This window comes from Allolucifera butyrica (assembly GCF_900476375.1).
Taxonomy (GTDB): domain Bacteria; phylum Bacillota; class Negativicutes; order Sporomusales; family UPPP01; genus Lucifera; species Lucifera butyrica.
The window spans coordinates 15087-39721 of record NZ_UPPP01000075.1; the positions used below are offsets into that span (position 1 = coordinate 15087).

Below are 24635 nucleotides of genomic sequence, written 5' to 3' on the forward strand. Positions count from 1 at the left end.
GGAGATGATGGTTTTGTTTACTGCCGGTTCCTATGATGTTATTGTTATCGGCGCCGGTCATGCCGGATGTGAAGCGGCTCTGGCCAGTGCCCGTATAGGATGTAAGACGCTAATTGCGACATTAAATATGGACAATATTGCCATGATGCCCTGTAATCCGGCAGTTGGCGGCCCGGCTAAAGGTCATTTGGTCCGGGAAATTGATGCATTGGGCGGGGAAATGGGGATTAACACGGATAAAACATGCATCCAGATGCGGATGCTGAATACGGGAAAGGGGCCTGCCGTTCATGCCCTCAGGGCGCAAGCCGATAAGAAGTGGTATCAGGCCATGATGAAAGAGACACTGGAGAATCAAACGAATTTGACGGTTAAGCAGCTATTAGTGGAAAAAGTTCTTACCGATGATGGTAAAGTGTACGGTATCGAAACGGAAACAGGAGAATTTTACGAGGCACAGTGTGTTATTCTAGCAACCGGAACGTATTTGCGGGGTAAAATCATTTTGGGGGAAGCAGCGTATGCCGGTGGTCCGAATGGACAGCGGGCGGCGGAGAAACTGACCGATTCACTGCGGGAACTGGGTATCAGCCTGATGCGGTTCAAAACAGGCACTCCGGCCCGGGTAGACCGTAAATCTCTGGATTTTTCGCAAATGTCGCTGCAACCAGGAGATGAGGAAACCCATAATTTTTCTTTTATGAGTGATGTTATTACCCGGGAACAAATTCCCTGCTGGTTAACCTATACTTGCGAGAAGACCCATGAAATTATCCGGTCTAATTTACATCGTGCGCCGTTATATATGGGAATTATTGAAGGCACGGGACCCCGGTATTGTCCTTCTATTGAAGATAAGGTCGTCCGATTTGCCGATAAGACGGCGCATCAGGTCTTTATTGAGCCGGAAGGTCTTCACACCAATGAAATGTATGTCCAGGGAATGTCCACCAGTTTGCCCGTGGATGTGCAGCAGGCTTTTTTAAGAACCATTGCCGGTATGGAAAATGTCGTGATTATGCGCCCTGGCTATGCAATTGAATATGATTGTTTAGACCCTACGGAACTAAAGCCGTCTCTGGAGTGTAAAAAAATTACCGGTTTATTTTCGGCCGGACAGTCGAATGGAACGTCCGGGTATGAGGAAGCAGCGGCCCAGGGTTTGATCGCGGGGATCAACGCGGCACTATTGGTAATGAGACGTCCGCCGTTTATTCTTTCCCGTTCCGAGGCCTATATTGGGGTGTTGATTGATGATTTGGTGACCAAGGGAACTAACGAACCTTACCGGATTATGACTTCCCGTGCGGAGTACCGCCTAATTCTGCGCCAGGATAATGCCGATTTGCGCCTCACCGGAAAGGGCAGGGAACTTGGTTTAGTCAGTGATGCGCGTTATGAGCGGTTTATCAGCAAGAAAGAAGCCATAGAGACAGTTTTACAGCAACTGTGGCAAGGAGTGATTACACCAACCGTTGAAAACCAGGAAAAAATTAAGGCCATGGGTTCGACGGAAATTCGTACCGGCACCAGTCTGTTTGATTTGTTGCGTCGTACCGAAATACGGTACGACGATCTTCGGCGCCAGTTTGTACTGCCGCCTTTATCACCAATAGTGCAAGAGCAGGTTGAAATTGCAGTAAAATATGAAGGTTATATTAAAAAACAGTTTGAGCAGGTGGAGCGTTTGGCAAAGCTGGAAGCAAAAACTTTACCAGCGCCGATTGATTATAATCTAATTAGCGGGTTATCACTGGAAGCCAGACAAAAGTTAAATAAAATTCGTCCTCTTTCGGTAGGACAGGCATCCCGCATTTCCGGTGTCTCACCGGCGGACATTTCCATTTTATTGGTCTATTTGGAGCAAAGCCGGCGAAAGGGGGCCGGGGAGTGATTTTTCAGGATTATTTGTCTGAAGCCGCTGTGCAATACGGTTTATCTCTTAGCAGTCATCAGCTGAATCAATTTACGCTTTATTACAATCTATTGGTGGAATGGAATGAAAAAGTTAATTTAACGGCGATTACGGAACCGAAAGAGGTCGCTGTCAAACACATGATTGATTCATTATCCTGCTGTGAGTCTGAGGTATTTTTACCAGCAGCAGCCGTAATTGATGTGGGAACGGGCGCCGGATTTCCCGGTTTGCCGCTGAAGATTTTCCGGCCGGACCTTAAGCTTACTCTTATGGATTCTTTACAAAAGCGCCTTACGTTTTTAGAGGCTGCCGTTCAATCTCTGGGACTTGAAGGAGTAACGATTGTGCATGCCCGGGCGGAAGAAGCGGCCCGGCAAAAAGAATACCGGGAGAAATATGATGTTGTTGTTTCCCGGGCTGTTGCCCGTCTGAATGTATTGGCGGAGTATTGTTTGCCTTTTGCTGCTTTAGGCGGATATTTCGTAGCCCTCAAAGGTGCTCAATATGAAATGGACATGAAAGAAGCGGAAAAGGCGGTTTTCCTGTTGGGTGGCGGGTCACCCCGGGTTCGGTGCCTTTATTTGCCCGGGTTGGAAGACAAGCGTGCTATAATTTACATAAAAAAAGAACATATAACGGCATCGACATATCCGCGCAAGGCCGGAACGCCGGAAAAAAAGCCCTTATAGGGAAAAGGAAAAGTTTTATTTCTGTTGAATATGTACCATGTAATCTGGTAGGGTGAGGAAGTGAACCGATGAGGAATTTGGCTAAATTGTTGGGGATTAGTAGTGGAAATCCGGAAGCGGACAAGTCTGTTCCGGTCGAGACAGTAGAAATGACTGACGAGTCAGATGCAATATATGAGGTTCAGCATATAAATCCTGAGGATATTAATCCCAATCCATTTCAGCCGCGTAAAACTTTTAATGACGAGTCATTGCAGGAACTAGCATCATCTATTCGTGAGTTTGGTATTATTCAGCCGCTTCTAGTACGCAGGACACCGCAAGGTATGGAATTGGTAGCCGGTGAACGGCGGCTGCGGGCCTCTAAGCTGGCCGGTTTACAAGAAGTACCTGTGATCGTCAAAGAAATGGATGACAAAGAAATGGCTGAATTGGCAATGATTGAAAATTTGCAGCGCGAAGACTTGCATTTCCTTGAGGAAGCCGAGGGATTTAATCAATTATTGTCTAATTTTGGTATGACCCAGGATGAATTAGCCAGAAGGGTGGGTAAGAATCAGTCGACGATTGCCAATAAACTGCGTTTGTTGAAATTACCGCCCCTTATTCGCAGAGTGCTAAAGTCGGAAAATCTTACGGAACGGCATGCCAGGGCTTTACTGAAATTGGAAGATCCCCAGTTGCAGATTCAAGCATTGGACACGATTCACCAAAAAGGATTAAATGTCAGAGAAACAGAAGGTCTTGTTGAGGATATTCTTGAGGATATTTCCCGGGAAATGTCAAAAAAGAAGGCAACGAAGCAGAATGTTGTGAAAGTGATTAAAGATGTCCGAATTTTTTTGAATACGATTAATCGAGTTGTGGCGGATATGAAGAAGGTTGGTATTCATATTAAAGTGAATCAGGAACAGGATGATGAATACATTATGCTTAACCTGAAGATTCCCAAACGCCGCTAGTCTTATTTCATTTTTTAAGGATAAGACAACGTCTTGAACGGCTAGATATATTCAATAATGACTAATTTCGTGGTATTGCAATAAATGGTATTAACTAAAGATCGAGTAGCTATAATTATCGTAAGAAAGACCAAAGGGTCTTTAAATGGAAGGAAAGTATTTTACTTTTCGGCATTCTAAGCAAAAAATGCGTTTTGGCGAGATAGCCCGAAAAGTTATACTTTCTGATCCCAAGACTGCTTAAAAAGATGTGGATACTAGGCGCGGCGAGCATTCGAACGAAGGCGTATGTTGAGTGAGAACGCGCAGCCGCAACAACGTGGACGCGTTTTTTAAGCAGGCTCGATCCCACTAAAAATAAAACCCGGCAACAGCCGGGTTTTATTTTTTAGATATATCCAATTACTATTTACTCTTATAAGTACATGGACAATACCGCAACTAAGCCGAAAAGGGTCAAGAGGGTACCTGATATTTTGTTTACCCAGCGAAGGACTTCAGTATTGCATTTCAGATTAAATAAAGAAATAACACCTGTCAACAGTAGCCACCAGGCTGATGAGCCGATAAAAACACCCATTATCATGATGATGATGGGAACATATCCTCGTTTAGCCCCAGCCATACCCATGGCGGCAAAAATACTGGCAAATGATAAAATAGTAATGGGATTGGCCAAAGTTAAAAAAAAGGTAGAAACATACATACGCAACATACTTGATTTTTTTTGTCCGGTTGCTATTCGATTTTCTTGACAACTTTTAGCCGGCGGCTGGGTGAGGAGAGTTCTTATACCAAGTAAAACAAGAAAGAGTCCGCCTGCAAGGCGCAGCCATAATTCATGACTGATTAAAAAAGCGGATACGAAGGTTAGGCCAAAGCCGGCAATGCTCCCGTAAAGCGCATCGGCCGTGGCTGCGCCAAGACCCGAAAAGAGTCCGGAATGCCTCCCTTCTGTTAAGGATCTGCGGACACAAAGAATACCGATTGGGCCAACAGGAACCGCGATTAACAAGCCCATAAGCATTCCTTTAAGTAGATAGAATATTTCCATTCTGCTTCTCCCATTGGCAATTTTGGTAAAAAGGATTATCTTACTATTTATTAAACCAGTATACCAAGTTTTCCTTCTATTTATGGGCTTTAGAGCAAAATATGTCTAGGTTTAGTGATAAAATCGGGTAAGGCTACTTCTTTGACAATTTATCCGGGGTATTATAAAGAAAAGCAACCCGTGCCGTATCCTTGGCAGGAGCTGCTTTCCAATCTTTTTCATTATTGACTATTTCCGGAGTAATTGTTTCGCAATGGTAACAGCCTCTACGCCGTTGGGAGCATAGGCATCGGCACCGGCTTGTTGGGCGTAATCAGCAGTTAATACGGCACCGCCGACGATAACCTTGGCTGTATGTCCGCTCTGTTTTAATAAGGCGATCGTATGGTCAATCTGAGGCATGGTTGTTGTCATTAGCGCACAGAGTCCGATTAAGTCTACTTTCTCAGTTAGGGCCTTGGCGACGATGGTATCGGCGGCAACATCTTTTCCCAGGTCAATAATCTCAAAACCGTTATTTTCTAAAAGGGCTGCAACTATATTTTTGCCTAGATCGTGAATATCCCCTTTTACTGTAGCCAGTAATACTTTGCCACGGCTAACAGCGGTATGGGCGGGCAGCATTTCTTTAATAGTAAGAAATGCACTGCGCATGGTTTCGGCAGATAGGAGAACTTGCGGTAAAAAGCATTTTCCCTGACCAAAAGCTTCGCCAATTTGATTCATAGCCGCCGTTAGGGCATTTTCTGTTATTGTAATAGGGTCTTCCTTCGCTTTTAGCGCTTGTATAATAAGGGTGGAAATGGCTTCTTTTTCTCCGTTAATTACCGCTTGTTTGATAGCCGCCAAAGGATCGCTGGTATTGTTTGCGGCAGAGTCGGATAACGTCATGTTTGACTTAACTATACTATAGTTCCGGCCGCTGGGATCGTTTCCGAGAATAGCCTGGGAAGCGGCAAGAATATCCTGCATTAGCGGGTCATACGGATTGAGAATGGGGGCATCCAAGCCACTTGCCAGACACATGGCGCAAAAGGTGGCATTCATAATATCACGACGCGGCAATCCATAGGATACGTTACTTAAACCCATAACAGAAGGAAATCCGAATGTTGTCCGATACAATTTGAGAGTATTTAATGTTTCCAGCGCGGCAGTAGGGTCGGCTGCCAGAGTCATGGTTAAGGCATCAAGAAGGAGGTCTTTAGGCTGTAAGCCGGCTTCATAGGCAGCGTCGACAATGGTTTGTACCGTTTCGACCCGCTCCCCGGCGGTTGTTGGTACGCCGCCGGAAGCCAGTGGTAAACAGAGAACGGCGGCGCCGTATTTTTTAGCCAATGGCAAGAAGGTTTCAATACGTTCCGGTTCGGCACTAACGGAATTAATCAGAGCCCGGCCGGGAAAGGATTTTAATCCTGCTTCCAATGCTGCCGCATCGGTTGTGTCAATTACTAACGGCACATCAACCAGCATGGATAATTCTTCAATTGCTTTCTTCATGGCCTGGGATTGATCAATACCGGGGACACCCATATTTACGTCTAGTAAATGGGCTCCGGCCTGAACCTGGGCTAAGGCTTCCTTTTTAACCATAATAAATTGTCCGTCTTGAATATCAGCCCGCAGTATTTTGCGGCCTGTCGGATTAATTCGTTCGCCAATTATTGCAGGGGCAAAATTTTTGCCTAGATAAAGGGTTTTACTACGGCTGGTTAAGGCAGTAAAGGCTGGAATGTTGCGGGCTTTGGGCAGGGAGGACAAAGGTAAAGTGTCAAGCACTTGCCGCATGGCCAGGATGTGTTGCGGAGTCGTGCCACAACACCCGCCAATATAGGCCGCTCCCGCTTCCAGCAGCCGGGGAATCCAGGAGGCCATTTCATTCGGCTCCATGGGGAAAACCGTTTTACCATTGATTAATACGGGCATACCGGCATTGGGCTGTACACTTAAGGGGAGTTTCGTGGAACGGGCCATAGTTTCTACTGTCGATAACAGCTGAGCCGGACCCAGGGAACAGTTTGCGCCAATTATGTTTGCCCCCAGCGCCTCTAAAGTAAGCACGGCTGTCTGCGGGTCGGTGCCTGTAACGGTTCGGCCGTCGGCACCAAAGGAGAGTTGGCAGATAACCGGCTTGGTTGTAGCGGCTTTAGCCGCTAGTAAGGCAGCGCGTATTTCTTGTATATCAATGATTGTTTCAATAATAATAAAATCAACTTGAGATTGATCTAACGCACAAATTTGTTCATAAAATACATCATATGCTTCATCAAAAGATAATTCCCCCAGCGGATAAATAAATTTTCCCGTTGGACCAACGGAACCGGCAATTTTAATTCCCGGTGATGCGGCTTGACGAGCGGCTTGTGCGGCGGCGATATTTATTTCCTTTACTTTGCCGGCTAGTCCATAATGGGACAATTTAATGCGGTTGGCACCAAATGTATTTGTTTCAATAATATCGGCGCCGCTTGTAATATATTGATGATGAATGTCGATAATTTTGTCAGCTTGTTCTATGTTCCATAGTTCAGGACAATCTCCCGGCTGAAGTCCGGCTTGTTGCAGCATGGTACCCATGGCACCGTCGAAAAGATAAATCATGTAGTTGTAACCCCTTCTCAATAAATTAGCCGGAATTTTTCCGGGCCATACAGGATGATTGTGTACATTCCTGGCAAGATATTACGGTACAGGGAACTTGCTGGATATTTCCCTGATAGGGGATTAGTCCGATAATTGCCGTGACAGATTTTCGCGGTTGTAGCATAGAGGTCTCCGTTACGGTAATATCAAGCTCATAACCACCCGCCAGCGTCAGAATGTCCGGCTGGACCGTAATATCCCAGTCACCATAACCGGGACTAAACCGGGACGTAGAAGTGTAACCAATGCGGGACGCATCTTGTTGAATGAGTGCCGAAATTTTATCGGCTGTTTCTTCTACTGCGGCTGTACCGGCAGCATCCATTAATAACCCCGTTGTGTAATTTCCCTGTTCAAATTGTTTAGATATTGCTTCTTCTAATTTTAAGCCGACTGTAACGGCCATAACGGCTACTTGCGATGCCTGTCTTAAATGGGTAATAATTTTTTGTCCGGACAGAACTAAAAGATTTGATGCTTCAATGATTCCCTGTTCCGGATCGTAAGGATATGTATGCCAATTGCCGCGGGGTACAATGAGTGAATGCGCCTCCAGGCATGCCTGTGCCAGCAGTGTGTGGGGGAAATTCGCTACATCTCTTAAACCGGCATAACGGCGGGTTTCAGTTTCGTTGATCCGGGTGATTGGCACATTATATACGGGCATGATATACCTCCTTTTTGGTGGGGATCAGAAATTATAACTTTTCGGTTATTTCTAAGATAACACATTCTTCTTAAGAAAGCCGAAAAGTAAAATACTTTCCTTCCACTTAAAGACCCTTTGGGTCTTTCTTGGGATAAATCTTACGGTATTTGTGTTAAATTACCATATTAAGGATGGATTGTCAAGATACTTCCCTAAGGTACAGGGATCCGCTTTTGAACGGAAAATTTTTTATCCTGAGTCTTATACTTTATGACCGGTGAAGCTATATTTCTGAGTAAAACGGGAGGGCTGAATTGGAATTACCGTAAATTTGGCAGGAAAACTTTCTTATAACGTGGAATAATAGTTGCTTATGTAGTGAAAGAATTTGAGGTGAAAATGTTGGTAAAAGTTATTGCCATCGCTAACCAGAAGGGTGGCGTGGGGAAAACAACCACGGCAGTAAATTTAAGCGCTTGTTTGGCGGAACTAGGAAAAAAGGTGCTGCTGGTGGATATTGACCCTCAGGGCAATTCAACCAGTGGACTTGGTTTTAATAAGTCTGCCATTAAGCACTGTATGTACGATGCCTTGGTTAGTGATGTGCCGGTTGAAAGCGTGATTTTATCCACCCCCATACCTAATTTAATGTTGTTACCTGCTACCATACAGTTGGCTGGTGCGGAGATTGAACTGGTTTCTACTATATCCAGAGAAACCAAACTAAAAAGGGCATTAGATAAACCTAAATACAAATATGATTTTGTCTTAATTGATTGTCCTCCTTCACTAGGTCTTTTAACAATTAATTCATTAACGGCCGCAAATTCGGTACTCGTGCCCATTCAGTGCGAATTCTATGCGTTGGAAGGGCTTTCTCAATTAATGAACACAATTTCCCTGGTGCAGAAAAATTTAAATCCCGCACTTACTCTGGAAGGAGTGGTGCTGACTATGTTTGATGCGAGAACCAATTTATCAATTCAAGTTGTGGATGAAGTTAAAAATCATTTTCGGAGTAAAGTCTATCAAACGATTATTCCCAGAAATATTCGCCTAAGTGAAGCTCCTAGTCATGGACTACCGGTGATTAAATATGATCCGAAGTCGAAGGGTACCGAAGTTTATTTTGAATTAGCCAAAGAGGTGATAGGCGATGAGTAAACGGGGTTTAGGCAGAGGGCTGGATGCTCTGATTCCAACAGCGGTTGTTCCTGAGGAAAACGAACCGGTGACTGAAATCTTAGTTGAAACGATCAGCCCTAATCAATATCAGCCGCGTCGTGTCTTTGACCCGGAAAAATTGGATGAGTTAATGAATTCAATTAGACAATATGGGGTTTTACAACCGGTTGTCGTACGTAAAACATTAGAAGGATTTGAGTTGGTAGCCGGTGAAAGACGCCTTAGAGCCTCTATTAAAGCCGGCCTCAAGAAAATTCCGGCGGTTATCCGGGAATATACCGATTCAGAAATGACAGAAATTGCCTTGATCGAGAACTTACAGCGCCAGGACTTAAATGCGATTGAAGAAGCGCAAGCTTATCGGCGTTTGATGGACGAGTTTGGACTTACCCAGGAAGAAGTGGCGCGCAAGATTGGTCGCAGCCGTTCCTTGATTGCTAATTTAGTTCGTCTTTTGAATTTACATCCGGCGGTTCAGGATTTTGTTTCACGTGGAACACTAACTATGGGCCAGGTTCGTCCGCTACTGGCTATTGAAAATTTGGAAATGCAATTAGAAGCGGCAAATATGATTATTGAAGAAGATCTCTCTGCCCGGGATGCTGAAGAATTAGTGAAAAGGATGGGAAAATCACCGCGGGTACCTAAAGAAAAAGTTAAACCCGTAAAAGAATTTTTTACAGTGGAAATTGAGGACCGGTTAAAAATGATTTTGGGAACTGCGGTAAAAATTAAACCGGGAAAAATAAAGAGTAAAATTGAAATTGAATATTATTCGGAAGAGGATTTGGAACGAATTATAGAAATTATGTCTTCCCGGCAGGCTGTAGCTGCAACCCGTACACGGGGGACGCTGATTGTTTGATTGTTTCACGTGAAACTTACTATGTTGCGGGGGAATGACAGATGCGTCGCGAAAAGGATTTGTTAGGTGAACGGAATGTTCCGGAAGACGTATATTATGGAATACATACCTTACGGGCGCAAGAAAATTTTCCTTTAACCGGAAGCCCGGTTCATCCAAAACTAATTTGGAGTATTGCGTTGATAAAAAAGGCAGCAGCAGCAGTGAATATGGAGCTGGGTGACCTGGATGAGGCAATTGGTAAAGCAATTATAGAAGCTGCTGATGAAATATTGAATGGCCAATGGCTGGAACAGTTCGTTGTGGATGCTCTGCAAGGTGGGGCGGGCACGTCAACGAATATGAATATGAATGAAGTGCTTGCAAATCGGGCCATTGAATTATTGGGCGGTAGTAAAGGCGACTATAGTTTGGTTCATCCACTGAATCACGTGAATTTACATCAATCAACGAATGATGTATATCCTACGGCGTTGCGGATTGCGGCCATTGAATTGCTGAAACCTTTAAGTGATGCCTGTGCTTTTTTGCAAACAGAATTGCAGAATAAAGAGGAACAATTTGCCGGGGTAATCAAAGTTGGCAGAACAGAAATGCAGGATGCTGTACCGATCATGCTGGGACAAGAATTTAGCGCTTATGCGCAAGCTATTGCCAGAGACCGCTGGCGGTTATATAAAGTGGAAGAACGGTTGCGGCAGGCCAACTTAGGGGGTACGGCGGTGGGGACCGGTTTAAATGCCGGAAAAAAATATATCTTTATGATAAATGAGCGGGTAAGGCAGTATACTAAAATTGGTTTGGCCAGAGCGGAAAATATGATTGACATAACCCAAAATGCAGATGTATTTGTGGAGGTATCCGGTTTATTAAAGGCATTAGCGGTAAATTTGGGGAAAATAGCCCATGATTTGCGGCTTATGTCATCAGGGCCGCGAGCCGGTCTGGGAGAAATTGCCTTGCCGGAGAGGCAGGCAGGATCTTCTATTATGCCAGGTAAGGTTAATCCAATCATTCCGGAGGCGGTTAACCAGGCAGCGTTTCAGGTAATGGCTTCCGATATGGCAATCGCTATGGCGGCTCAATCAGGACAATTGGAATTGAATGCTTTTATGCCGTTGATTGCTCACCATTTATTAGGAAGTATTGAGTTGCTAACAAACAGTGTAAACATTCTCAGTGAATTTTGTATAAAAGAGATTGCTGCCAGAGAAGACCGGTGTGCGCAATTATTGGAGAATAGTATGGCGGCCATAACGGCGTTGGTGCCGTATATTGGTTATGATAAAGCGACAGAAATTGCTAAAATAGCTGCCCAAACCGGCAAGGCGGTTCGCAAAATAGTAATGGAGACGACAACACTGACGGCAGCGGAACTGGACCGTATTTTAGATCCGTATACAATGACCAGACCCAATGCCGGCGGGAAATGATAAGGAGGTGGCGTTGTGCAAGATACACCGAAGGGATCTCGCTTACATATCGCTATTTTTGGCCGGCGTAATGCTGGAAAATCCAGTCTGATAAATGCATTGACTAACCAGGATATTGCTTTGGTCTCCAATATTCCGGGAACAACGACGGATCCGGTTTATAAGGCGATGGAAATCCTACCCGTAGGACCGGTCATGATCATTGATACGGCCGGAATTGATGATGTAGGGGAATTGGGTGCCCTGCGGGTTGAAAAAACTATGCAGGTGCTCAATAAGACCGATCTTGCAGTAGTGGTGATTGAGCCGGCCGCAGGCTTGACGGAGTATGAACAAAATATTGTGAGTGAGGTTCAAAAACGAAAAATCCCTCTGGTTGGAGTAATTAATAAAATTGACCAGTTTAATGTATCGGTTGATTTAATAAAGAAATGGAATGAGGGATTGGGTCTCAATCTATTGCCGATCAGTGCAAAGACACGTCAGGGAATTGAGGAGTTAAAGCGTCTTATTATAACTAGTGCTCCGGAAGAATGGGAAGGCACACCGATTATTGGTGACCTGATCGATCCGGGGGATACGGTGGTTTTAGTAGTACCGATTGACCTGGCGGCTCCCAAGGGGCGGCTCATTTTACCGCAGGTGCAAACAATTCGTGATATTCTTGACCATGATGCCTGCAGTGTTGTGGTAAAAGAACGGGAATTAAAAGAGGCGCTGGAGAATTTGCACCGGAAGCCGCGCTTAGTTGTGACTGATTCGCAGGAGTTTTTAAAGGTAGCGGCGGATACGCCGGATGACGTTCTTTTAACCTCATTTTCCATTCTAATGGCCCGTCACAAGGGAGATTTGGAGACCCTAACGGCTGGCGCCCGCGCTATTGATAAGCTCAAACCGCACGATAAAGTATTAATTGCGGAAGGATGTACGCACCATCGTCAAGCCGATGATATTGGCCGGGTAAAGATTCCCCGTTGGTTACGGCAAACTGTCGGTGGGGAATTGGAATTTGACTGGGTATCAGGTGGTTCCTTTCCGTCTGATTTGAGCCAATATCAGTTGATTGTTCATTGTGGAGCGTGTATGCTTAACCGGCGGGAAATGCTTTACCGTTTGTCCGTGGCCAGGGAAAAACAGGTGCCGATTGTCAATTACGGACTTTTAATTGCCCATGTACACGGTATTTTGCGGCGGGCGTTATCTCCTTTTCCGCTGGCACAAATGTTATTAGACGAATAAGACGAGATGTTGAAGCGCTTACTAGAGTTAAGCAGCCAGAAGGGAGACTGCCGGGTGATTTATTTGGATAATGCCGCGACTAGCTGGCCTAAGCCGGAAACAGTATACCAGGCTGTTGACCATTGTTTGCGATATATGGCGGCCAATCCGGGAAGAGGCAGCTATACTATGGCCAGAGAGGCCGGCAGGATTCTTTATGAAACCAGAGAAGACTTAGCTGGTTTATTTGGCGTAAAAAATGCCACGGATATTGCTTTTGCCTATAATGCCACGGATGCGTTAAATATGGCATTGCTGGGAATAATAGGTTCCGGGGATATTGTGGTGACTACGGCTATGGAACATAATGCAGTGACCCGCCCTTTACGGTACTTGGAATCACGGGGAGTAAAACTGCGAATTGTATCTTGTGACAGTCAGGGGCGGCTGATTATGGAGGAAATGAGGGATGCGGCGAAGGGGGCCAAGGCCATAGTCATGACCCACGCCTCAAATGTAAGCGGAACGATTATGCCGATTGCCGAGGTAGCGAAACTTGCTGTGCGCGAAAATTGTCTAATGATCGTGGATGCGTCACAAACGGCCGGTAGGGAAGAAATTCAAGTTGACGATATGAAGATTGATATGCTGGCCTTTAGCGGACATAAAGGGTTATTCGGTCCTCAGGGAACAGCTGCCCTTTATCTTAGAGAAGGGTTGGCGGTCAGACCGTTACGGTATGGCGGAACCGGCAGTTTATCGGAATCGGACGAACAACCGGTTTTTATGCCTGACCGGATGGAGAGCGGTACACCCAATACGCCGGGTATTGCCGGGTTAGGTGCGGGAATACGGTTCATCCGGGCTGTTGGACAAGCAAACCTTAGAAAAAAGGAACTGGCCCTGGTTAGTGCGTTGATAAAGGGTTTGCAAGAAATACCGGATATCGTTGTTTATGGGCCGCGTAAAGTGATTGACCGTACGGCTGTTGTTTCTTTTACGGTCAGAGGATTGGACAGCGGGGAGGTGGCCCACCGTCTTGACCGGGATTTCGGGATAGCCTGCCGTTCCGGGCTGCATTGTGCTCCTTGGGCGCATCGCACGCTGGGGACACTGGAAACCGGAACAATACGGTTAAGCCCGGGCTATTTCAATACTGCCGCGGAAATTACGGAAACAATTCAGGCGGTTGAGTCGATTGCCCGGAGAGGAGAAAAAATGTGATATGAAAGGAACATTGGTTAATGCGGCCACCGTACTGGTAGGATCCGGTATTGGTATGGCGCTTAAACAGGGAATCCCGCTCAAATATCAGGAAACGGTAATGCATGGATTAGCATTGTCGGTTGGATTGATTGGACTGCAAATGGCGTTAAAGACGGATAATATACTGATTGTGATTATTAGTTTGCTCGTGGGAGCATTGGTGGGAGAAACACTGGATATTGACAGCCTGCTTCTGAGATTGGGCGATTGGATTACGCAAAAGCTGGGAAAACAATATGGCAATGCCGGTGAAGGTTTTGTTACGGCCAGTTTGGTTTATTGTATCGGGGCCATGGCAGTTGTCGGGTCCATTCAGGATGGTCTCACCGGGAATGCCGATACATTGTATGCTAAATCAATGCTGGATGGAATCTCATCGGTTGTATTTGCGTCAGGTATGGGCATTGGCGTTGCTCTGTCAAGTATATCTATTTTAGTTTATCAGGGAATGATTACCTTGATGGCCGGTTTGTTCAGTGCGATCTTATCGGATACTGTGATTAGAGAAATGACGGCTGTCGGGGGAATACTAATTGTCGGTATCAGCTTGTCCATGCTGGAGATAAAGAAAATGCGGCTGGCTAATTTATTGCCGGCTATTCCGGCCGCCGCCGCGATTACCCTGATATGGCCTCATTAAGATTGATCAATTTACCCAAGGTGTATATCTGAATGGGTTAGGCGAAAAGAAAGGTGATAAAATATGGGCGCTGGAATGCAGCTTACAACCTTAATAATGAATAACTTACAATATATCTTATTAATCATGACAATCTTTATATTAATGGCATTAATTATTTTTATTAATATTAATATAAAATTGTCAAAAATGAATCGGCGCTACCAGAAAATGATGCAGGGTATGGACGGAAGCAATTTAGAAAATATCCTGGTTAAGCAGATGGAGGAGGTCCGAAAGGCAATGAATCAGGTCGAAGAACTGACCCGGGCTTTGAAACGGTTAGAGACAGTTGCCCGGCACTCGGTGCAAAAAATAGGGGTAGTTCGTTTCAATGCTTTTGAAGACACGGGCAGTGATTTGAGTTATGCCGTCGCCTTATTAGACGGGGAAAATAACGGGGTTGTTTTATCAAGTATTTTTGGTCGCAATGAATCGCGCGATTATGCCAAACCGATTGTTGGAGGATCTTCCTCTTACTTTTTAACGGAAGAGGAAAAGCGGGCACTTATGCAGGCGCAAGGAGGTATTCAGGAGCAAAAGTAATGAATAAATAGTGGTTCTTTGGGGTAAAAGAAAAATATATTTCTAGTATTGGCAGGATATTCCTTATAGTTGACGAAAATAAAGTAAATTAGTACGAAGGTAGTACGAAGGGGATAATTTTAGGTCGAGGGGATGGTGGTTGCAGAGAGTGGGGGAAATAAAGGTTAAAAAAGTAAAAAAAGAGTATACCCTCATGCTGGTGCCGCATCATGGAAAGGGAACAGTGTGGGGTATTCGTCTGCCCATGCGGCTCGTGCAATTTACTGCCGGAATCTTGGGCATAGTTGTAGTTGGAGTTGTTGTGACGATGCTTAGTTATCGTCATACAATGAATGTCGCCAGTGCCGATAAGGCAGAGTTGGAAAGATTGCGCCAAGTCAATAGTGTACAAGCCCAGCAGTTGGAAAAAATGGCCGGCTCGACAGCAAAACTGCAAGCGGATATGAATCGATTGAATCAATTGGATAGTGATTTAAGACGCTTAGTGAGCAGTGACGAATCATCCGGAACTTCCCGGTCGGGTGTTGTCCGTCCGAATATTTCATATAAGGGACAAGGTGGTCCGGCGGGGGTAAAGCCTAATATTGATCAAATTAATGAAATTATTGCGGAACTACAAAAACAGGTTCCTGTTCGGGAACAAAGTCTACTAGCTTTACGGAACGAACTAGAAGAGAAAATAGCCAGATTGGCGGCAACGCCCTCCATATGGCCGGCAAATGGCGATGTCACTTCGCGGTTTGGCTGGCGCACTTCTCCCTGGGGAGGAAATAGTGGCGATTGGCACCCTGGTATTGATATAGCCAATGATTACGGCACTCCGATTGTTGCAACTGCGAATGGAGTTGTTATATACAGTGGTTGGTATAGCGGCTATGGCAACATGGTTGAAATTGACCACGGCAACGGCATTGTAACAATTTACGGGCATAATGAAAAAATTTTGGTTCACGTGGGTCAAAAAGTGCGGAAAGGTGAAACCATTTCTTATATGGGGAGTACTGGTCTCAGCACCGGACCTCATGTACATTATGAAGTCCGTGTAAATGGCACAGCGGTAAACCCTGCCAAATTCCTCTAAAGTAGGGATGCTTTGATTCACGTGCGGATAGGAGCTCGTAATAAGGATGGGAGAGATTGCAATGTTTGGCGGTAAAAGAGATTCCGGTATTTCTGAGCAGGTAGAAACCCTGATCGGGCAAGGAACCCAATTTAAAGGTACGATAACCGTTAAAGGAGCCATCCGAATCGATGGTGGATTTGAGGGCGATTTAGTGACAGCGAGTAATGTGATTGTTGGCGAAACCAGTCAAATCAGAGCGCTGGTTAAAGCGCAAAAGGCTACGGTTGCCGGCATGGTCAATGGTAATATGGAAATAGTGGACAAGCTTGAGCTGCTTCCTACAGCCAGGGTGACCGGCGATGTAAAGGTGGGGACCTTAATTGTCGGTGAAGGGGCAATTTTTAAGGGGGCCTGTGAAATGAAACACGAAGTCGACCGCCGTGAAAAAGAGGTAAAGACTAAGGTTAACGGTTAATCATTTACAAGTATAAATATAGCGCCTCTGCAAAAAATAATTAATGCAGGAGGCGCTATTATATTTGGATAAAACCGAAGGAATGGGAGCGGATGCAATGTTTGGCGACAAAAGGGATGCGGCGGGAACTTCTGAACAGGTAGAAACCCTGATTGGGCAGGGAACGCAATTTAAAGGTACGATAACCGTCAAAGGAGCCATCCGTATCGACGGTGAATTTGAAGGCGATTTGATGATGGCCGGGAAGGTGATTATTGGAAAGAATGGAAAAGCAAGATCCGTGATTAAAGCGAAAGAGGCCACGATTGCCGGTTTGGTTAGTGGCAATGTGGAAATAGCAGAGAAACTGGAATTGCTTCCTACAGCCAGATTAACCGGTGATGTAAAGGCAGGTACCATAATTATCGGTGAAGGGGCGATTTTTAAAGGGGCTTGTGAAATGAAACACGAGAGCGGCAATCATGAAAAAGAAGCAAAGCCTAAAAGTTAACAATATATTGCTGTATAATTATAGCGCCACTGTAAACACTAATACCAAAATTACAGGAGGCGTAATTTTTATGTTGCGGTCTGTGTCGGTTGAAACCGGTCTGGATCAGATAAAAAATCATCTATATACTTGCGGCTATGATGTAGTGGATATGGGGGAATGCATACGGCCGGTAGAAGCAATTGTATATAGCGGGCCGCAGGTGCCGGCGGCTCAGGGAATGGTTAAATGGACGGCAAAAAATACGGTTATGATAAATGCCAGCGGGCTTACGCCGGAACAGGTAGTAACCCAATTAGAAGAAAAATGGAGCTGACAATAGACTTTTTCCCGGAACATGAATTGCCGTAAAAAAAATAACAGGAAGCAGGGGATAGTATGTTACAAGGTATTGTTGCAGTAGAAAAAAGTTTGTCACGCCTTTTTGATACCCTGGAAACACAGGGTTATGAAGTGATTAGCCTGGATAAGGCAAATCTGGATGATGTGGACGCCGTTGTCGTTAGTGGCAGCGATATAAATTTGATGAATATACAGGACACTTTGACCGATGTGCCCGTTATTAATGCCGCTGGAAAAAGTGCCGATGAAATACTGGATGAACTGGACCGGTTGTAAAAAAGAGAAATAATAAAGCGCAAGCTGGCACTCTGAGATGCAGGCTTGCGCTTTTTTGCAAGGCGATCCTTCTGCCTGGATGGCCGCCCAAAATAATTCCGGATGGTTTCCCCGTGCCATGACCCTGCGCCACGGACCGCAAGATCGCTCTAAGCGGTCTTGCTTATTATTTGGCAATTTTGCTTAAGGCAAAGGATAGGCTGTGAGCGATTGTTTCAGACATGCGCATGACCAGATTCAGGCGAGTGCTTTGTAATACCAAATGTTCCATAAAGCCGCTTACATTGACAATGCCTGTTATGTATACGTCTCCCACGGCAGGTAAATTCTTATTGACCGCAGCGCCTGGTTTCAATGAACCGTGACCTAAAGAAACAAAGCCCACGTTTTCCAGCTTGCCAAGACAAGCATCGACAGCAATGATAAAAGGATTGGCGAAGGAAGAATGAATAAATGTCAACATATTTGGCAAGTTGGTAGCATGAACCGGATCATCCAATGTACCGAAAATATGTGGATATAGATTAATGCTTTTTAATTTGGTACCCGTAAGGGGTCCCAAAGAGTCGCCGGTAGAACGGTCGGTGCCAATACACAGGACGATAACCTCCTGATTCAGAGCGGCGGCTTCCTGGATCATGCAGCGTATATTCATAGCCATTTCATAGGTTGTATTGGGCTGATGGATACTAAATTTTATTTCTTTAGCCGATTTGGTAAAATCGAAGAGATTAGTTAGCATAAGTGACTCCTGTTTTTATTTTTTATAACAGTATGCATCAAAACGCAGATTTTTATTCGTATCCTCTCGGCGTCTTTTTTGTATACAGAAAAACAATGCAATACATTGTTGGGCTTATACAAAAAAAGTGGCCTGTTCTTTTTGGTTGGACGCGTAATTTACAGGGTAGACTTAACACTTTTTGCAAAGTGGAAAAAATAATTAAATAATGAATAAATATGCAATATCAAGCATGGTATCTTAAAATAGAAGTGTGTAAATTCGGGACTTGTCAGAAAAAACTATATTTTAAGATGTATATTGACAGCATAACATTTCGTTTTTATAATTAGATTTAAACACATTAACTCAGTAGCTTTTACAGACTGAGTACATCTTATGCATACAATTGTTTTGGGAGAGTGCCTAGGGTTCCGCGTTTTTTACGGCTGGACCGAGCGGCACAGGTGCAGCGTTGCACTACACCGTGGGTATAAAAGACTCTGCGGAAGGTCCCGGAAGATTCCGGTATTTTCCCCAGAGTCTTATTTTTTAGATGATACAGAAAAAGAGGTGGTGTAGCTATGTGTAGAATTGGGGCAATTAAAAGCAAAAAATTTTTTCATCCTTCCACTGCCCTGAAATTGATGTTACCCCAGCAGGAGGGACATGATAATTCGGGTTTTGCTATGATTATGCAGGACTTGGGCGGAGCTTTTGCCGATTACAAGGATAAGCCGCTGCTTTCGCTGGCCTGTACGCAAAAAGGCGCCAAGATGGTGGAAGATTACATGGAAACCAATAACTTTATTCCGATTAAAGAATGGATACCGAATGTCAACAGGAAACCGGGGCTGGATATAAAAGCAATGCCGTATTATATTTTTCGTATGTATGATTACCCGGAATATTACCGTACGGCGGGGCGGGAGGCCAAAGAGGAACTGCTGCTGGATACCCGGCTGGCAATCCGCGCTTTGCTGGAAAAGGACGATAATGGGTATGTTTTTTCTTTTTGGCCTGATGTGCTGACATTAAAAGAAATTGGTGATCCAAGGGATATTGCTACTTATTTTCGCTTATGGGATGATAATGGAGAGTTAGTAGGCAGGAATGTAGTGGTTCAATGCCGCCAGAATACGAATTATGACATTGTTCGTTATGCGGCTCATCCCTTTTTTTTGCAGGGCTACACCTTATGCGCGAATGGGGAAAACACATTCTACACTAAAAATAAGGAATACCAGAAATCGCTGCATCGCGGCTATATCGGTTTTGAGTCGGATTCACAAAACTTTTTATATTCATTGCACTATGTGTTACATGAATTAAAGTGGCCGATTAAATATTATAAGCATGTTATTACGCCGCTGCCGTTTAATGAAATTGAGAAACGACCGGATAAAGAGGAACTGAAAGCCATCCGCCAGTCTCTGGGACATCTCGAAATTAACGGGCCTAATACAATTATTGCCATGCTTCCTGACGGTAGCATGATTACGTGCTGTGACTCAAAAAAATTACGCCCCGTAGTTGTGGGGGGCGATGCGGTAACAATGGCTGTATCTTCTGAAGTATGCGGTCTTAATGTGATTTTGCCGGACCGTGATAAAGAAGCGGATATATATCCTAATGAACGGGAAGTGGTGCTGATTCGGCCCGACATGGAGGTAGAGCGATGGAAACAATGAGGACACAAGATCCGACTTTTCATGATTTTCCCTGGAAGATCGCTTATAAACCGGAACGATGTACCATGTGCGGCAGTTGCGTAGCAGCTTGTACTTTCAATGCGATTGAGGCCGTCATGGAACGGCGGTCGGTCACGGTATCGACCGGATACCAGCCTGAGCCGTCTCAGCGTCATTCGGCTATGCCGGTGATTCGTCAGAAAGACAGTCTGACCAACTTATGTGTTGGTTGTGGCATGTGCGAAAAAGTTTGCCCCAACCGCGCCATCAAACCGGAGCGAAATCCTGATTCCCGTCTGGAGTTGTTGGCCCGGGCTGGAGGCTCTCCTGTAAAACGGGGGGGACGAACCAATCTGACTACAGGTCGTACACTGGATAAAGTTATTGTCGGCCGTATATCGCAAATGACCGACCCGGCACTGGATTCGGAACGGCATACTTTCGATATTCTGGCTCCTTTCGGGCGGGTATTGCTGCCGAGTGAACTCCCTTTGTCGGTTGAAAACGGCGAATTAAAACTGCAGAAAAAGACACCGCCCGTAAGCTGGATATACCCGGTCATTTTTAGCGATATGTCAATTGGCGCTCTATCTACCCGTGCCTGGGAAGCCATATTTCTGGCAACGGCGTATTTAAATGAAAAATACCATATCCCGGTCCGCATGAGTTCCGGCGAAGGCGGTATGCCGGTTAAACTGCTGGAATCGGAATATCTCAAATATTCCATCATTCAGATTGCATCAGGGCATTTTGGCTGGAACCGGATTATCAAAGCGATGCCCCGGATGAAAACCGATCCGGCAGGTATTTTAATTAAAATCGGTCAAGGAGCTAAACCGGGTGACGGCGGACTGCTGCCGGCAGCCAAAGTTGCCGAACATGTCCAGGCCATCCGGGGGGTCCCTAAGGCAGACCTTATGTCGCCGCCGAATCATCAGGGCCTGTATTCCATTGAAGAATCAGTTCAAAAAATGTTTATGTCCATGAACGCGGCGTTTAAATTCCGGGTTCCGGTCGCTATAAAGTGTGCTGCTTCAGCTACTTCCGTTTCGGTATATAACAATTTACTGCGAGATCCTTACTATATTTGCGGCGGTTTTTTCCTTGACGGAATTCAAGGTGGAACCGGTGCGGCTAACGAGGTTTCTTTGGACCACACTGGTCACCCGGTGGTATCCAAGGTGCGGGAATGTTATATGGCGGCGGTAAAACAGGGCCGTCAGGGGCAAATTCCGCTTTGGGCCGGCGGCGGTATCGGCATGACCGGCAATGCGGCCGCAGACGCGTTTAAGATGATTTGTCTGGGAGCAAACGGGGTGTTTATCGGCAAGTTGCTGATTCAGCTTTGCGGTTGCATCGGTAATGAGGAACACCGTTGTAACGCCTGCAATACCGGACATTGTCCGACCGGTATCTGCACCCAGGATCCGCGTCTGGTAAAACGGCTTGATGTGGACCGGGCGGCGCAGAATATTGTCGATTATATGCTGGCCCTGGATAATGAATTGCGGAAATTAATGGCGCCGATCGGCAACAGTTCGTTGCCGGTAGGGCGGTCCGACGCCCTGGTTACAACGGATAAAGCCATTGCGGATAAACTGGCGATCCAGTATACATGTTAGGAGGAAGCAGTATGTTAAGGATTCATACATTTGACGGACACAACCGGATGTCTACGCAGGATTTGCTGCAGGCAATTCATGATGCGATGACGGATGGGGAGACGGAATTTTATATAGAAGCTTCCGGTCAGCATGATATTGGCGGTCCTTTATGGCAGCCGGAAGGAAAACCTCTGAAATTTACCGTTAAAAATCCCGGCCAGCGTGTTGGTTCCATGTGCCTGGAAGGGACCGAAATTATTGTGGAGGGTTCGGCGCCGGCCGATGTCGGCTGGCTGAATGCCGGCGGCAAAATTGTCGTTCGTGGCGACGGTGGTGACACAACGGCGCACTGCGCGGCGTCCGGCACCATCTATATTGGTGGAAGGGCAGGCACCCGTTCCGGGTCGCTGATGAAGCATGACCCGCTTTATGAGCCGCCTGAATTTTGGGTGCTTAAGAATTGCGGCAGCTTTTCCTATGAATTTATGTCCGGCGGGATTGCTGTCGTGTGTGGTTACGACAGCGAACAATTTGATTCCGTTCTGGGTGAACGGTCCTGTGTCGGTATGGTAGGGGGAACGCTGTATTTTCGGGGGAAAGCCAGGGGAATTTCATTAAAAGACGTAAAAATAATGCCTCTGGATGAGCAGGATATCGATTATTTGAACCGGAAAATGGATGATTTCCTGGTTTCGATTGAGCGGACAGAGCTTCGCGCAACGATATCGAATTGGCGGGAATGGCAGAAGGTCGTGCCGTTAACCTATGAGGAACGTCCGAAAAAAGCAAATACCAACATTACTGCCTTTCGCTGTGAACAGTGGCCGGCAGGAGGAATTTTTGCCGATGTCTGCAATGATGACGGCAAGGTAGTAGGATTGGTAACGACGGGACTTTACCGGCAGCGGGTGCCGGTGTGGGATAATGCCCGGTATGCGGCTCCCTGTGAGTTCAATTGCACGGCCGGCATACCTTCCCAGCAACGTTTCAATTTGCTGCGAGAGGGAAAAATTGAGGAAGCCTATAAACTGGTACTGGAATATACACCCTTTTCCGGTTCGGTGTGTGGCGCCGTATGTCCCAACCTGTGCATGGATGAATGTACCCGTGGCAAAATTGACCTGTCGGTGCAGATAGGCCAGTTGGGAAATTATTCGGTGGATGCAGTTCTGGAACGTCCGGCGGTATTAACGGGAAAGACCGTGGGAGTAGTCGGTGGCGGTGCGGCCGGCTTGACGGCGGCCTGGCATCTGGCCCGTCTTGGCCATAGCGTTACTGTGTTTGAGGCTGACCAGAAAATGGGCGGAAAAATGGAGCAGGTTATTCCCCGTTCGCGGCTGCCACAGCAAACGCTGGCTAAAGAATTGAAACGAATTGAAGATATGGGTGTAACTTTCCGTTCCGGCGTGAAAGTAGACCGGGACTTGTTTGCCCAAATTCGGGACGAATATGATGCTGTGGTGATTGCCAGCGGCGCTCATACCGGCCGGGTGATTCCCTGGGCTGGTCATGAACGTTTAATTAAGGGAATTGACTTCTTAAAAGCCGTAAACCGGGGTGAAAAACCGGCGGTTGGAAAACGGGTAATTGTTATTGGCTGCGGCAACTCCGGTATGGATGTGGCGGTAGGGGCGTATCAGATGGGGGCGGAAGCGGTAACCTGCATCGATGTACAGCAACCGGCCGCTTATGCCAGGGAAATTGCCCATGTAAAAGAATTGGGGGCTACGCTCTTATGGCCCGTATTTACCAAGGAAATTACTGCTGAGGGCGTTATTACTCAAAGCGGTCAGCTGATCAAAGGCGATACCGTGATTATAACCATCGGGGAAGCGCCGGATCTTTCCTTCTTGCCGGAAGGAGTTAATCTCGAGAGAGGTTGCCTGAAACCGGATGAGCATTATCGGGTAGGGCCGGGGATTTTTACGGCAGGCGACACCATCCGGCCGGGCAGGCTGGTAGACGCTATCGGGGCGGCGCGCCGGACGGCAATGGAAGTGGATGCCTATTTAACCGGTAAAACCTATGAAAGGGAAGAAAAGGAAAAAGTTCCGGCAACCAAGTTATCCACGGCTTATTTTAAAAAGTGCCATGCCTGTGATTTGCCGGCGGCCAAAGAGGATTATCTGCGTTGTGTCAGCTGCGGTACTTGCCGGGATTGCCATATGTGCTTCAAGTCTTGCCCGGAAAACGCCATTTCCCGGGTCAGTCTGCCGGATGGCGGTTTTCAGTACGTATCCGACCCGGATAAATGCATCGGGTGTGGTATTTGCGCCGGTGTTTGCCCTTGCGGCATATGGACCATGTATTCCAATAGTGAACCGATCCTCATATATAACGTATAAACACGATCCCTTCTTGTGCAGGCGCCGGATTGCGAAAGCAATCCGGCGCCGAATTTTTTTGTATAAGGAACCGTTAACCCGTTTTTCGTACCCTTTAAAGACAAGGCAGGAGTTTCTTCTTTCCGGGAGGGACAAAGAGAAGATCGAGAAAATACTGTATATTCTACAAAGACAAATTGTAATTATGATATTGCAAAAACAGTATTGACAGGTTGATAATGTACACCTATAATTAAACCAATAAACAAAAATCCTTGAGTGGTGTACCTATGGTAGCATAAATTTGTATACAATGTAAATATTCCGGTTCGAATGCTGCAGTGCAGTAAATGGATACATAGTAATTAAAGAACCCAACAAGATACTTTGGTAATGAAGAAAAGTATTAATTTTTCAGGTTACATCTAAAAAGTAGAGCATTCTTCTTAGCTGCCTGAAAAAGTAAAATACTTTCCTTTCACTAAAGACCTAATAGGTCTTTGTTTGATTTTTGGTTTTATAGCTACATAACTGTCGATGGA

At 45.8% G+C, this 24635-nt stretch carries 22 protein-coding genes; 18 read left to right on the forward strand and 4 right to left on the reverse strand.

Annotated features, from left to right (window positions below; translation table 11 throughout):
• Positions 1-13 precede the first annotated feature (13 nt).
• The 3 genes from mnmG (at position 14) to noc (ending at position 3569) form a co-directional block, all read left to right on the forward strand.
• Complete coding sequence (mnmG, locus tag LUCIF_RS13475; protein ID WP_122628419.1) at positions 14-1894, forward strand: tRNA uridine-5-carboxymethylaminomethyl(34) synthesis enzyme MnmG; 1881 nt, start codon at positions 14-16, stop codon at positions 1892-1894.
• Positions 1891-2607, forward strand: a complete 717-nt coding sequence (gene rsmG, locus LUCIF_RS13480) for a 16S rRNA (guanine(527)-N(7))-methyltransferase RsmG (RefSeq protein ID WP_243638727.1) — start codon at positions 1891-1893, stop codon at positions 2605-2607. Before mnmG ends, rsmG begins: the two co-directional genes overlap by 4 nt.
• A 68-nt stretch (positions 2608-2675) precedes the next feature.
• Positions 2676-3569, forward strand: a complete 894-nt coding sequence (gene noc / locus LUCIF_RS13485) for a nucleoid occlusion protein (RefSeq protein ID WP_122628420.1) — start codon at positions 2676-2678, stop codon at positions 3567-3569.
• Between the two features lie 415 nt (positions 3570-3984).
• Here the strand turns inward: noc and LUCIF_RS13490 are convergent, their stop codons facing one another.
• The 3 genes from LUCIF_RS13490 to LUCIF_RS13500 form a co-directional block, all read right to left on the reverse strand.
• On the reverse strand, positions 3985-4623 hold the full coding sequence (locus LUCIF_RS13490) for a LysE family translocator (protein WP_122628421.1): 639 nt from the start codon (positions 4621-4623) through the stop codon (positions 3985-3987).
• 228 nt (positions 4624-4851) lie between these two features.
• Complete coding sequence (locus LUCIF_RS13495) at positions 4852-7221, reverse strand: homocysteine S-methyltransferase family protein (protein ID WP_207857670.1); 2370 nt, start codon at positions 7219-7221, stop codon at positions 4852-4854.
• 28 nt (positions 7222-7249) lie between these two features.
• Entirely contained in the window at positions 7250-7933 is a 684-nt protein-coding gene (locus tag LUCIF_RS13500; protein WP_122628423.1) for a methionine synthase, read from the reverse strand.
• A 384-nt stretch (positions 7934-8317) separates the two neighbouring features.
• Here LUCIF_RS13500 and LUCIF_RS13505 point away from each other — a divergent pair, with 384 nt between their 5' ends.
• The 12 genes from LUCIF_RS13505 to LUCIF_RS13560 all read left to right on the forward strand — a co-directional run bounded on the left by LUCIF_RS13505 (position 8318) and on the right by LUCIF_RS13560 (position 17753).
• Entirely contained in the window at positions 8318-9079 is a 762-nt protein-coding gene (locus LUCIF_RS13505) for a ParA family protein (RefSeq protein WP_207857672.1), read from the forward strand.
• Complete coding sequence (locus tag LUCIF_RS13510; protein WP_122628424.1) at positions 9072-9965, forward strand: ParB/RepB/Spo0J family partition protein; 894 nt, start codon at positions 9072-9074, stop codon at positions 9963-9965. The genes LUCIF_RS13505 and LUCIF_RS13510 overlap by 8 nt, the downstream gene beginning before the upstream one ends.
• 41 nt (positions 9966-10006) lie before the next feature.
• A complete protein-coding gene (locus LUCIF_RS13515; RefSeq protein ID WP_122628425.1) occupies positions 10007-11398 on the forward strand; it encodes an aspartate ammonia-lyase in 1392 nt (463 codons plus the stop codon).
• Between the two features lie 15 nt (positions 11399-11413).
• Positions 11414-12637: a [FeFe] hydrogenase H-cluster maturation GTPase HydF gene (gene hydF / locus LUCIF_RS13520; RefSeq protein ID WP_122628426.1), complete on the forward strand. Its 1224-nt coding sequence runs from the start codon at positions 11414-11416 to the stop codon at positions 12635-12637.
• A 54-nt stretch (positions 12638-12691) separates the two neighbouring features.
• Positions 12692-13840, forward strand: coding sequence for an aminotransferase class V-fold PLP-dependent enzyme (locus LUCIF_RS13525; RefSeq protein ID WP_122628427.1), 1149 nt, complete (start codon positions 12692-12694; stop codon positions 13838-13840).
• A gap of 1 nt (position 13841) precedes the next feature.
• On the forward strand, positions 13842-14522 hold the full coding sequence (locus LUCIF_RS13530; protein ID WP_122628428.1) for a DUF554 domain-containing protein: 681 nt from the start codon (positions 13842-13844) through the stop codon (positions 14520-14522).
• A 96-nt stretch (positions 14523-14618) separates the two neighbouring features.
• Positions 14619-15107, forward strand: coding sequence for a DUF4446 family protein (locus LUCIF_RS13535; RefSeq protein ID WP_207857643.1), 489 nt, complete (start codon positions 14619-14621; stop codon positions 15105-15107).
• Between the two features lie 148 nt (positions 15108-15255).
• Entirely contained in the window at positions 15256-16188 is a 933-nt protein-coding gene (locus tag LUCIF_RS13540) for a M23 family metallopeptidase (RefSeq protein ID WP_243638728.1), read from the forward strand.
• A 46-nt stretch (positions 16189-16234) separates the two neighbouring features.
• Entirely contained in the window at positions 16235-16645 is a 411-nt protein-coding gene (locus LUCIF_RS13545; protein WP_207857645.1) for a bactofilin family protein, read from the forward strand.
• 64 nt (positions 16646-16709) lie between these two features.
• Positions 16710-17135, forward strand: coding sequence for a bactofilin family protein (locus LUCIF_RS13550; protein WP_207857647.1), 426 nt, complete (start codon positions 16710-16712; stop codon positions 17133-17135).
• A 70-nt stretch (positions 17136-17205) separates the two neighbouring features.
• Complete coding sequence (locus LUCIF_RS13555; RefSeq protein ID WP_122628431.1) at positions 17206-17451, forward strand: YkuS family protein; 246 nt, start codon at positions 17206-17208, stop codon at positions 17449-17451.
• A 62-nt stretch (positions 17452-17513) separates the two neighbouring features.
• Entirely contained in the window at positions 17514-17753 is a 240-nt protein-coding gene (locus LUCIF_RS13560) for a YkuS family protein (RefSeq protein ID WP_122628432.1), read from the forward strand.
• A 166-nt stretch (positions 17754-17919) separates the two neighbouring features.
• On the opposite strand, the gene yyaC is transcribed toward LUCIF_RS13560, so the two are convergent.
• Entirely contained in the window at positions 17920-18495 is a 576-nt protein-coding gene (gene yyaC / locus LUCIF_RS13565) for a spore protease YyaC (protein ID WP_122628433.1), read from the reverse strand.
• 563 nt (positions 18496-19058) lie between these two features.
• Between yyaC and LUCIF_RS13570 the strand changes: the two genes are divergently transcribed.
• From LUCIF_RS13570 to LUCIF_RS13580, 3 genes are read left to right on the forward strand one after another with little or no spacing between them, the layout of a single operon-like run.
• Complete coding sequence (locus LUCIF_RS13570; RefSeq protein WP_122628434.1) at positions 19059-20165, forward strand: class II glutamine amidotransferase domain-containing protein; 1107 nt, start codon at positions 19059-19061, stop codon at positions 20163-20165.
• Positions 20153-21787 carry a glutamate synthase-related protein gene (locus tag LUCIF_RS13575; RefSeq protein ID WP_122628435.1) on the forward strand — a complete coding sequence of 545 codons (1635 nt, stop codon included), beginning with the start codon at positions 20153-20155 and terminating at the stop codon, positions 21785-21787. Before LUCIF_RS13570 ends, LUCIF_RS13575 begins: the two co-directional genes overlap by 13 nt.
• 11 nt (positions 21788-21798) lie before the next feature.
• A complete protein-coding gene (locus LUCIF_RS13580; RefSeq protein ID WP_122628436.1) occupies positions 21799-24114 on the forward strand; it encodes an FAD-dependent oxidoreductase in 2316 nt (771 codons plus the stop codon).
• Positions 24115-24635: the final 521 nt, after the last annotated feature.

Coding starts and splice junctions, on each gene's coding strand:
- LUCIF_RS13535 (WP_207857643.1), top strand. CDS start 14,619: ATGAATAACTTACAATATATCTTATTAATCATGACAATCTTTATATTA.
- LUCIF_RS13575 (WP_122628435.1), top strand. CDS start 20,153: ATGGAAACAATGAGGACACAAGATCCGACTTTTCATGATTTTCCCTGG.
- LUCIF_RS13545 (WP_207857645.1), top strand. CDS start 16,235: ATGGGAGAGATTGCAATGTTTGGCGGTAAAAGAGATTCCGGTATTTCT.
- LUCIF_RS13490 (WP_122628421.1), bottom strand. CDS start 4,623: ATGGAAATATTCTATCTACTTAAAGGAATGCTTATGGGCTTGTTAATC.
- LUCIF_RS13510 (WP_122628424.1), top strand. CDS start 9,072: ATGAGTAAACGGGGTTTAGGCAGAGGGCTGGATGCTCTGATTCCAACA.
- LUCIF_RS13560 (WP_122628432.1), top strand. CDS start 17,514: ATGTTACAAGGTATTGTTGCAGTAGAAAAAAGTTTGTCACGCCTTTTT.
- LUCIF_RS13500 (WP_122628423.1), bottom strand. CDS start 7,933: ATGCCCGTATATAATGTGCCAATCACCCGGATCAACGAAACTGAAACC.
- noc (WP_122628420.1), top strand. CDS start 2,676: ATGAGGAATTTGGCTAAATTGTTGGGGATTAGTAGTGGAAATCCGGAA.
- LUCIF_RS13530 (WP_122628428.1), top strand. CDS start 13,842: ATGAAAGGAACATTGGTTAATGCGGCCACCGTACTGGTAGGATCCGGT.
- LUCIF_RS13570 (WP_122628434.1), top strand. CDS start 19,059: ATGTGTAGAATTGGGGCAATTAAAAGCAAAAAATTTTTTCATCCTTCC.
- LUCIF_RS13555 (WP_122628431.1), top strand. CDS start 17,206: ATGTTGCGGTCTGTGTCGGTTGAAACCGGTCTGGATCAGATAAAAAAT.
- LUCIF_RS13515 (WP_122628425.1), top strand. CDS start 10,007: ATGCGTCGCGAAAAGGATTTGTTAGGTGAACGGAATGTTCCGGAAGAC.
- LUCIF_RS13580 (WP_122628436.1), top strand. CDS start 21,799: ATGTTAAGGATTCATACATTTGACGGACACAACCGGATGTCTACGCAG.
- yyaC (WP_122628433.1), bottom strand. CDS start 18,495: ATGCTAACTAATCTCTTCGATTTTACCAAATCGGCTAAAGAAATAAAA.